This window comes from Candidatus Thiosymbion oneisti (assembly GCF_900092655.1).
GTDB classification, from domain to species: domain Bacteria; phylum Pseudomonadota; class Gammaproteobacteria; order Chromatiales; family Chromatiaceae; genus Thiosymbion; species Thiosymbion oneisti.
Genome location: NZ_FLUY01001640.1, coordinates 1 through 9,141 on the forward strand (window position 1 = coordinate 1; position 9,141 = coordinate 9,141).

Sequence of the window (9,141 nt, forward strand, 5' to 3'; positions counted from 1 at the left end):
GGGATTTGCCACTTAAGACATGAAGATTTTGGGGAGGGTGGTTCATCCCTGAAAGCTATGAATCTGCAAGATCGATTAAAACTAGGTACTAGAGGAGACCTCCAAACCATACAAGCCGATCCCCGGAAACGAAAAGGGCAGTGCACTGCACTGCCCTGCTATCGGATCCAACCGATCGGATCCAACGACCGGTCCGGGTCCCGTTCGCTCAGTATCCCCCTTTGCGCGCTATGAAGGGCAGACCGGCGACCCTATTGCCCTGTTTGCTGGGTGCCTTGGGGAAGAGTTTGTACAGATCCTTGCTGCTGATTTTCTTGCCCCAGCGCTTACCCATGTCCTTGTTGATCTGGCGTTCCATGGGTTGGTTGCCGTTGTTGTTCAGGTACTCGTCGCGCAGGTATTCCAGCACGTCCCAGTGCTCTTGAGTCAGCTCGATGCCTTCCTCGGCGGCCAGCTTCTCGGCCACGTCCCGGTTCCAGTCCTGGGGGCTGACCAGGTTGCCGTTGGCGTCGGTTTCGATGGTCTTGCCTTGCACCTCAATGGCCATGTTTCGCTCCTCTCATCTCGGTTAGCCGATTGTTGCAGGGGGTATCCACCCATCATACATAGATTTCCCGCGGCGATGTATATCTCTGAATGTCAGGTCCCGTCTGCCGCCCAGCGGGAGGCAGCGGGGCTGAAGCGCAGCACGGCCCAGGCCACCGCGCTGCCGGAGAAGATGCCGAAGCCGGCGCCGAGAAAGCGGTCCAACGAGGAAATATTCTGCACCACCAGCCGCCCTGGTCAGATCGGCGGGCTAATAGCGCAATACCTTCGGCAGCGTCTTGGCCTGGTTGACCCAGTCCTCTACCAGGCCAACGGCAGGCGGGCGCTGCGTGAGCTTCTTTTGGTCGTTGGTCTCGTTGATCTTCGCGTGCAGATTATCCGGGCGGCGCGTAGCCAGCTCCTTGACGGTGTCCACACCTGCCTCTTCCAACAAATCCGAATAGACACCCGAGATACCTTTTATCCGAGCGAGGTCGGCACGGTTACAGAGCTCCAGGACGATCTTGACATCACAGCCACAGAGGGCGGCGAGTTCTTTGCGCCCAGCGGGATCGGCGCCAGCCTCCAACAGCTTTTCGTTATCCGTAATGCCCTTGCCCTTGAGTGCGAAAACGATGCTGTCGGTAGTACCCTTGAGGTCTTTAATGGGAGTGGTCATACATATTCTCCGTCAGTGGCGGGGAACTGGTCCCCGAGATCGCATCGGAAATTCACCCACCCTGAATATTCCGGTGCTGTAACAGTCAGCGGAAAAGCGGGAGACGACGCAAAAAATATCAGAAGGATATTGTTGATAGACACGAATCCTTATTCGTGTGAATTCGTGTCTATGCGTGGTTCAAGTGGACGGGGTGAAAGGGGATTCCCCGCCGTTCCCAGCCTTGGGTCCAGGGTCGATTCCGTGCGGCAACGTTGCAGCACATGGTTCCTGACGCCGATGGCCGCGAGCCGGTCCGCCAGGGGCCGGAGGTCCGGCTCGTCGCGCCAGCCCGGCAGGACCGTTGTCCTTACCTGCAACGCGATTCCCGCGTCGAGCAGCAGCGCCAGGCTCTCCCAGGCCCGCTCACCGGAGTCCGGGACCCCGGTAACCGCCGGATAACCCGCGGGGAGCGCCTTGATATCCAATCCCACCCAGTCGATGAAGGGCAATAGACGGCGCAGACGGTCCGGGTAAGGGCCGGCGGTGTGCAGACCGATCTTGAAGCCCATTGATCTGGCCTCTTTTACGGCCGCCGGCAGGGCGGCTTGCAGCGTCGGCTCGCCGCCGCTGAAGACCAAGGCGTCCAACAGCCCGGTGCGTTTCTCCAGAAAGGCACACATATCGGACCAGGGGATCTGGTGCTCGCTTTCGGGCGGAAGCAGGTGGCCGTTATGGCAGTAACGGCAGCGCCAGGGGCAGCCTTGACAGAAGACAACGGCCGCGAGCTCCCCTGGGTAGTCGATGGTGGTCATGGGGGTGAGACCGCCGATGCGCAATGATTGGGCCGCAGGTGTCATGGGAATCTTCGGTTCCGGTTAGATTGAGCATTTATCCGCAAATGAACGTGAATAAACGCAAATCGACCGCAAAAGATCACATGCTCTTTTCTGTCCGCAGATTACGCAGATTCTCACAGATTATTTCGTTTTTCATTTTCTTTATCTGCAAAAATCTGCGCAATCTGCGCAATCTGCGCAATCTGCGCAATCTGCGCAATCTGCGCAATCTGCGGATTTAAAAGCGATTTGCGTTCATTGGCGGCAAAAAGCACCATTGATGCGGTTCGCGTCTCCTCGTGGTGCCATCCTGAAAGACCAACCATGCTCACCGCATCCTACGTCCATCCTACGCGGCGCGCTCGAGCATCCGTTCCGCTGCTGCCGTCGGGCACTCGCTGAAGTATTGCCGTTCCCGGTGTTCGGAGCGCTTGCCGGCATTGAAGGCGGAGACGGGGCGGTGATAACCCATGACGCGGGTCCAGACTTCGCAGCGCGTACGTTCGCAATCCTCCAGCCGGACCTCGGGTGCCTGCTCCGAGGCACAGATCCCCGCCGGCAGTCCGCCTGACGGTGCCTCATCGTCAGGTGCCTGGTGGTGTAGATCGATAACATTGAGATTGGTCATTTCTTTGGTCTCTCCGGTGCTTGTTTTTTGCCGCAACTGAACGCGAATAAATACCAAACTTGTCATTGCGAGCACGGCATTGTCATTTCGAGCGCAGCGAGAAATCTTGTGCCTGAACAACCCCCTTAGCTGTATTGAGTAAAGGAAAAACCGATTCATCCCCGCACGTGCAAGCAACACCGCCATTCATCACTCATCACTCCCCAGAGTCAGGCGGCCTGCTCCGGCATTTGCACCCGTTTCTGCGCCCTCAGCTCCTCGTCGCAGCTCGGGCAAAACTCGTGCTCACCGGGGAGGTAGCCGTGCTTGGGACAGATGGAAAAGATGGGCGTCACCGTGATGTAGGGCAGACGGAAATTGGTCAGCGAGCGCCTTACCAGGCGCTTGCAGGCCTCCACGTCGGAGATGTGCTCGCTCATGTAGAGATGCAGTACGGTGCCGCCGGTGTATTTGGACTGGAGTGCTTCCTGCAATGCCAGGGCCTGAAAGGGATCGTCCGTAAACCCAACCGGGAGCTGGGAGCTGTTGGTGTAATAGGGGGCTTCCGGGGTCCCGGACTGGATGATGTCCGGGTAACGCTTGCGGTCTTCCTTGGCGAAGCGGTAGGTGGTGCCCTCCGCCGGGGTGGCCTCCAGGTTGTACATATGCCCGGTCTGTTCCTGAAACTCGACCATCCGCGCGCGCACCCGGTCCAGGAAACGGGCGGCCATGGCCTGACCCCGCGCGCCGGTGATGTCATCGGCATCCTGGGTGAAGTTGCGGATCATCTCGTTGATGCCGTTGACGCCGATGGTAGAGAAGTGGTTGCGCAGGGTGCCCAGAAACCGTTTGGTATAGGGAAAGAGCCCCTGGTCCATGTGGCGTTGGATGACCTTGCGCTTGATCTCCAGGCTGTTGCGGGCCAGCTCCAACAGGGTATCGAGCCGGGCGTACAGCCCCTCCTCATCGCCGGAATAGCAATGTCCCAGGCGCGCGCAATTGATGGTCACCACGCCGATCGAGCCGGTCTGCTCTGCGGAGCCGAACAAGCCGTTGCCGCGCTTGAGGAGCTCGCGCAGGTCGAGCTGGAGCCGGCAACACATGGAGCGCACCATGTTCGGCTTGAGCTCGGAGTTGATGAAGTTCTGGAAGTAAGGGAGTCCATATCTGGCGGTCATGGCGAACAACCGGTCCGCGTTCTCGCTCTCCCAGGGAAAGTCCTCGGTGATGTTGTAGGTAGGGATAGGAAAGGTGAAGATGCGTCCCTTGGCGTCTCCCGAAGTCATCACCTCGATATAGGCCCGATTGATCAGATCCATCTCCGCCTGGAGCTCACCATAGGTGAAGGGCTGCTCTGCGCCGCCGATGACCGGGGTCTGCTCACGCAGGTCTTCCGGGCACACCCAATCGAAGGTGAGATTGGTGAAGGGGGTATTTCCGGTAACGAAGGTCTTGCCGCGACGGCGTGCAATGAAGGTGCCGTTGCGCGTGGTCGGGCACCAGACCTTGCCGCGGTAAGCGCGGCGTTGAATGGTCTGGATGTAGGTCTCACGGTTGCGGACGATGTTGAGCACGTGAACGCCCGAGTCCACTCGCGTGTGGACGGTACTGCCGTAGCTTGCCAGGACGCAAAGTTCCTGCAGCGCATCCAGGTTCTCCCGGTCGTTGGTGTAGATGCGGATGCGGCCGTTCGGCTCGACGCTGCCGTCGCCCCGAATGTAGGTGTCCAAGAAGAGCCTGATCTGGCGCGCCGAAAGGGTGCGGATCAGCGGCGGCACGCACTTTCGCAGCGTGTAGCGCAGCACCAGCTCGCTGCCTTCCGCATTGAGCCGATAGCGGCAGACCGGGTGGTTGGCGTAGGCTCCGGTCTGAAGCCGTTCGTGCCAGGTCAGCCCCAGCGCCGTCAGAACCCGCGCAATGGCGGCGGCGTTTTCGTGATTACCGGTGGACTGCCAGAGACTTATGCGGTGGCGACCGTCGCTGAAATCGAAATTTCCCTCGGATACGACCCAGGCCAGGAGCTCGACCAGGTTGTCGTCCACCTCATGGACCGAAGTGGTTTCCCAGGCGTTGGGCACGATGACCGGCGACTTCAGCTCGGCCACCGCTTCGATGTCTTCGAGTACCCAACGGTTGTCGCTGTTGAACAGCTTGCGCATCACCTTGTGCCGGGGCGTTACCCACTGCTCCTGGGTGCGGTTGCGCAGCACGTACATTTCGCCGTCGAAGTCGTAGGCGGTTATCGCCAGCGGCTCCAGATACTCCAGCCGATTATCACGCCAGTCGACCGTCGCGATCTTCTCCCCCTCAATAATCTGGTCATGGCGCTTCCAGCCGTTTTCCGTCAGACATTCCGTTTCCTCGTCGACACACTGGCAACCCCACCGGGAGGGCACGTTCAGGTTATAGATGAGTTCCTGAACGGATTGTCTGACCTGCTCATAGCTCAGACGATCCTTGCGGACATAGGGGGCCATGTAGGTATCGAAGCTGGAGAAGGCCTGGGCACCGGCCCATTCGTTCTGCAGGGTGCCGAGAAAGTTGACGATCTGGCCCACGGCGGAGGACATGTGCTTAGGGGGACCTGCCTCCACCTTGCCGGGAACGCCGTTCAAGCCTTCGTGCAGGAGGGTGCGCAGGGACCAGCCTGCGCAGTAGCCGGCGAGCATATCCAGGTCGTGGATGTGGAGGTCCCCCTCCCGATGGGCCGCACCGATCTCCGGCGGGTAGACGTGGGAGAGCCAGTAGTTGGCGATCATCTTGCCGGCGCTGTTGAGGATCAACCCGCCCAGGGAGTAGCCCTGGTTGGCATTGGCAGCGACGCGCCAATCGGAGCGGTCCAGGTACTCGTTGACGGACGCGGCCACATCCACCAGGGTACGGCGGTCCGCGCGCAGCCGTGAGTGCTGCTCGCGGTAGACGATGTAGGCGCGGGCGGTCTCGAAGTGGTTGGCGGCGATCAGGGTTTGCTCCACCACGTCCTGGATGCCCTCGATATCCGGGATGCGGCCCAGCTCCAGGCGATGGCTGATGACCTTGACCACCTGCGTCGTGAGTCCGGTGGCCTCGAGGGTTCCGAACTCCCCGCTCGCCTGACCGGCACGCAGGATGGCGGACTCGATCTTGCGGGCGTCGAAGTGGACCTCCCGACCGTCGCGCTTGCGCACGCGGGTGGGAAGGGTCGCGACACGGGGAAAGGTAGCGTGCATGAGCTCGATCCACAGTCGAATAAACCAGGCCGTTTACACAATATATTGTGGTTGAAAATTTATCGGATTACCAGATATAGTTTCTTGATCGAGATCAATATGGCCTGGATTCGAGCCCGTAGGCGGGTCAGGCGCGTGCGCCAGGCGCCGCGATTGCCGCGACGGTGGGCGCGCCGTCACCCGCCGGATGGTGGCCCGTAGGGCGGGTCAGGCCCCGTCCCGACGCAGGAAGGAGCCTGGCCGCCACCCGACGGAGGTAGCTGGCATACGGCGGATGGCGCAAGCTTATCCGCCCTACGCGGGCTTTTGCGCACCCCCTCTCGTACCTAGTTACGCGGAAGCTCCGCGCCGCGGAGAGCATCGGGCCGGTGTCCACCATTGCGTATACCCGGGAACCAAACCTGCCGGCTGTCCAGCGTTATCCGGTGCGACCCGGAAGGCGACAGCTGGTCATGGGGGCCGTAAGCCGTCTGGAAGACGGCGGTCCCAGCCGGCCCGGAACCGACGACATGTTGTCGGCCTCTGGGATCGCCGACATTTTGTCGGCTCTTCTGGTTACCGGGGAGAATCTGAATGCCGAGTTGCCGACCCAACTGGTCATCAGTCAGGCTTAGTTCTCTCGTTCCCATGCGCTGCGTGGGAACCAGAGACCGGGAGAGGAGCTTTTGCGACACCCTCCCGCCGGGAGAGGGGTTGGGGAGAGGGGGATCGAGAAGATGGTCCCCGGTACTTGTTATGTCCGACTTGCCGAGGTCTGAACGATTTTGTGCCTGCACAAAAAATTCACGCCTTCCGGCTTCACCGCCATCGAGTTGCTGATCACGGTCGCGATCGTCGGCGTGGTTGCCTCACTGGCTGTCCCGGCGCTGCGGGATTTGGTTCTGAACAATCGGGCGGTCAGCCGCCTCAATGAGTTCGTGGCGGCGGTCAATCTGGCGCGCAACGAGGCCGTCAAACGGGGGACGCCGGTGACCCTGTGCGCCAGTGCCTCTCCACAAGCCGATAAGCCCGCATGCAACGGCCGGAAACAATGGGAAAAGGGCTGGATCCTGTTCGCGGACTATGACCGGGACGCCAAGCTGGACCTGGGCACCGGCGCCTGCCGGACCGGGGAAGACTGCCTATTGCGCGTATGGGAAGGAATCGATGACATGACGCTGCGCGCCGGGCGGATCCGGATAACCTTCGATGATCTAGGGGCGTCCCGAGGCTTCAATGCGACCTGGCGGTTGTGTGACGAGCGCGGGGTGCAGGCCGCGCGGGCCGTTGTCCTGTCTCCGAGCGGACGCCTGCGGCGGGCCGTGGATAGCGATGGAAACGGGATCTTGAATGGTGGGAGTGGGGATATTTCGTGTCCATAATTCCACTTTGTCGCATTCGGAAGCTGTTTGGTTAAAAGCAATCCTGGGTAGTGGTAAATTTCTCTCTCTGGCTCCCACGCTCCAGCGTGGGAGCAAGTCCGGACGCTCCAGCGTCATGAAACTTTGGCCGCTGGAGCTGCCACACCTGCGTTCCCACGCTGGAGCCTGGGGAGCCAGCCGAAAATCAATGTGTTAGTTTTTAGACAGCCTCTAAGGTTTTTCATGGATTCCGGACTGCCAAGGATCATGGAAGGGTACCACCGGACGTTTTGGAGTGCGGCCTGTCTGCCGCCAGGCAGGCGGCAACCTTACTCCAGTGCTTACCGGAACCGACAGCGCTTGGCATAACCTGGATGTTGGCCAAGGGGCACAAGCCCACCGCCGCTTTGGATTCGGCGACACCTCCATTCCAAGTCAGGGCGCTGCGGCCAGGGGAAAGCACCGTCGCCGCGGCGCGGGTGAAACCTCAAATGCCCGGATTCCCGGCAACCGCCGCTGGTATCCCTATTATCGAGGTTTGATTCGGACGCGCCGCTTTGCCGGCGCACTCCAAAGCAGCCCATTCGGTGGGCACAGCCCACCCTACATTAAGGAGACGCGACCCATGCTCGATATCAGCCCCATACCGGCATTCGACGACAACTACATCTGGCTGTTGAGGGACTCGGGCAGCACCCAGACCACGGTGGTGGATCCGGGGGACGAGGGGCCCGTCTTGGCGGCTTTGGAGGCGCAAGGGTTGGAACTTAGCGCCATCCTGGTCACCCATCACCATGACGACCACATCGGCGGCGTGGAGGATCTGCGGGCGGCCTTTCCCAAGGTCCGGGTCTTGGGTCCCGAGGACCGGCGGATCTGCGCGCTCACCCATGTGGTCCGCGAGGGCGACACAATCGAGATCCCAGATCTCAGCGAGCGGTTCCAGGTCCTAGAAGTACCGGGGCATACCTCGACCCATATCGCCTACCTGGGCGCCGGTGCCCTCTTCTGCGGCGACACCCTGTTCGCGGCCGGCTGCGGGCGGGTGTTCGACGGCACCTTCGATCAGCTCGCCGCCTCCCTGGAACGCATCGCCGCTCTGCCGGAAGCGACCCGCTGCTATTGCGCTCACGAGTACACCCTGGCCAACCTGGGGTTCGCCGGCCGGGTCGAGCCCGAGAGCACCGCCATCGCCCAACGCAAACAGGCGGTATCCGATCTCCGCGCCCTGGGTCGGCCTACCGTCCCTTCCCGGTTGCGCGAAGAGCTGGCGACCAACCCCTTTCTGCGCACCGGGATACCGACGGTCAGATCCGCCGCTGAAGCCGCGTCCGGCAAATCGCTGACCACCGGCGCCGAGGTCTTCACGGCCCTGCGGCGCTGGAAGGACGGGCAATACGACTAGCCGTCAGGGGTCAGAGGCTGTCTAAAAAGTCAAGGTGCCTTGGTCTCAACTGCCTGCCGAAGGATTCAGCCGCAAATGAACGCGAATGAACGCAAATGAAGATCACAGCTTGAATTTGCGTCTATTTGCGTTCATTTGCGGCAAAAAATAAGGGATGTAAGGAACCTAAAAGGAATCGACGGTTTGGTACGAAACGACTGAAATTTACAGTTTTCCAACTGAAAACCAATAAAATCAGTGTATTAGTTTCCAGACAGCCTCTCAGCTATAAGGCCCTCCCCATTGTTTCGGCTAATCCTTCGGTGGGAGCTTCGCCTCTGCGAATTTTTGCACGGCCTTCGGCGCAAATGCGGCTATCAAAAACACCGTTACGATATACAGGTCATTCTTATCGCTATCTTCGTCACTCAACATCGTGATCGAACCAAAGGCAATACTCGCAACAAGTGCGATAATGCTCATAAGTCGCATCGAAGATTGTGGTAGTGGTAAATTTATAAGTGAAAAAGTAGAGCGATTCATCCTTTTGATCCCCTCTCCCCAACCCTCTCCCGGCGG

At 60.2% G+C, this 9,141-nt stretch carries 11 protein-coding genes; 3 read left to right on the plus strand and 8 right to left on the minus strand.

The features are described 5' to 3' along the window. Positions 1-208: 208 nt before the first annotated feature. From BQ17_RS16935 to BQ17_RS16960, 7 genes are all read right to left on the minus strand, one after another. Complete coding sequence (locus BQ17_RS16935) at positions 209-547, minus strand: TusE/DsrC/DsvC family sulfur relay protein (RefSeq protein ID WP_089729081.1); 339 nt, start codon at positions 545-547, stop codon at positions 209-211. Between the two features lie 92 nt (positions 548-639). Next, positions 640-768, minus strand: a complete 129-nt coding sequence (locus BQ17_RS23545) for a hypothetical protein (RefSeq protein ID WP_256091657.1) — start codon at positions 766-768, stop codon at positions 640-642. Positions 769-796: 28 nt separating this feature from the next. Continuing rightward, positions 797-1,204, minus strand: a complete 408-nt coding sequence (locus BQ17_RS16940) for a DUF4332 domain-containing protein (protein WP_089729083.1) — start codon at positions 1,202-1,204, stop codon at positions 797-799. Positions 1,205-1,353: 149 nt separating this feature from the next. Then, positions 1,354-2,043: an anaerobic ribonucleoside-triphosphate reductase activating protein gene (locus BQ17_RS16945; protein WP_089729085.1), complete on the minus strand. Its 690-nt coding sequence runs from the start codon at positions 2,041-2,043 to the stop codon at positions 1,354-1,356. 113 nt (positions 2,044-2,156) lie between these two features. After that, positions 2,157-2,348 carry a hypothetical protein gene (locus BQ17_RS22095; RefSeq protein ID WP_176722490.1) on the minus strand — a complete coding sequence of 64 codons (192 nt, stop codon included), beginning with the start codon at positions 2,346-2,348 and terminating at the stop codon, positions 2,157-2,159. Between the two features lie 23 nt (positions 2,349-2,371). Next, the gene (gene nrdD / locus BQ17_RS16955; protein WP_243725298.1) at positions 2,372-2,572 is read right to left on the minus strand and encodes an anaerobic ribonucleoside-triphosphate reductase; all 201 of its coding nucleotides are present in this window, start codon (positions 2,570-2,572) and stop codon (positions 2,372-2,374) included. A gap of 287 nt (positions 2,573-2,859) precedes the next feature. Continuing rightward, positions 2,860-5,838: a ribonucleoside triphosphate reductase gene (locus BQ17_RS16960; protein WP_089729091.1), complete on the minus strand. Its 2,979-nt coding sequence runs from the start codon at positions 5,836-5,838 to the stop codon at positions 2,860-2,862. A 368-nt stretch (positions 5,839-6,206) separates the two neighbouring features. Here BQ17_RS16960 and BQ17_RS16965 point away from each other — a divergent pair, with 368 nt between their 5' ends. From BQ17_RS16965 to gloB, 3 genes are all read left to right on the plus strand, one after another. Next, positions 6,207-6,452 (plus strand): hypothetical protein, encoded by a 246-nt coding sequence (locus BQ17_RS16965; protein WP_089729093.1) that lies wholly within the window; start codon positions 6,207-6,209, stop codon positions 6,450-6,452. A gap of 150 nt (positions 6,453-6,602) precedes the next feature. After that, positions 6,603-7,199 carry a GspH/FimT family pseudopilin gene (locus BQ17_RS16970; RefSeq protein ID WP_089729095.1) on the plus strand — a complete coding sequence of 199 codons (597 nt, stop codon included), beginning with the start codon at positions 6,603-6,605 and terminating at the stop codon, positions 7,197-7,199. A gap of 604 nt (positions 7,200-7,803) precedes the next feature. Then, positions 7,804-8,583 (plus strand): hydroxyacylglutathione hydrolase, encoded by a 780-nt coding sequence (gene gloB, locus BQ17_RS16980; protein WP_089729099.1) that lies wholly within the window; start codon positions 7,804-7,806, stop codon positions 8,581-8,583. Positions 8,584-8,874: 291 nt separating this feature from the next. Here gloB and BQ17_RS22905 read toward each other — a convergent pair. Continuing rightward, the coding region (locus BQ17_RS22905) for a hypothetical protein (RefSeq protein WP_218068331.1) at positions 8,875-9,141 on the minus strand (267 nt) is incomplete at its 5' end.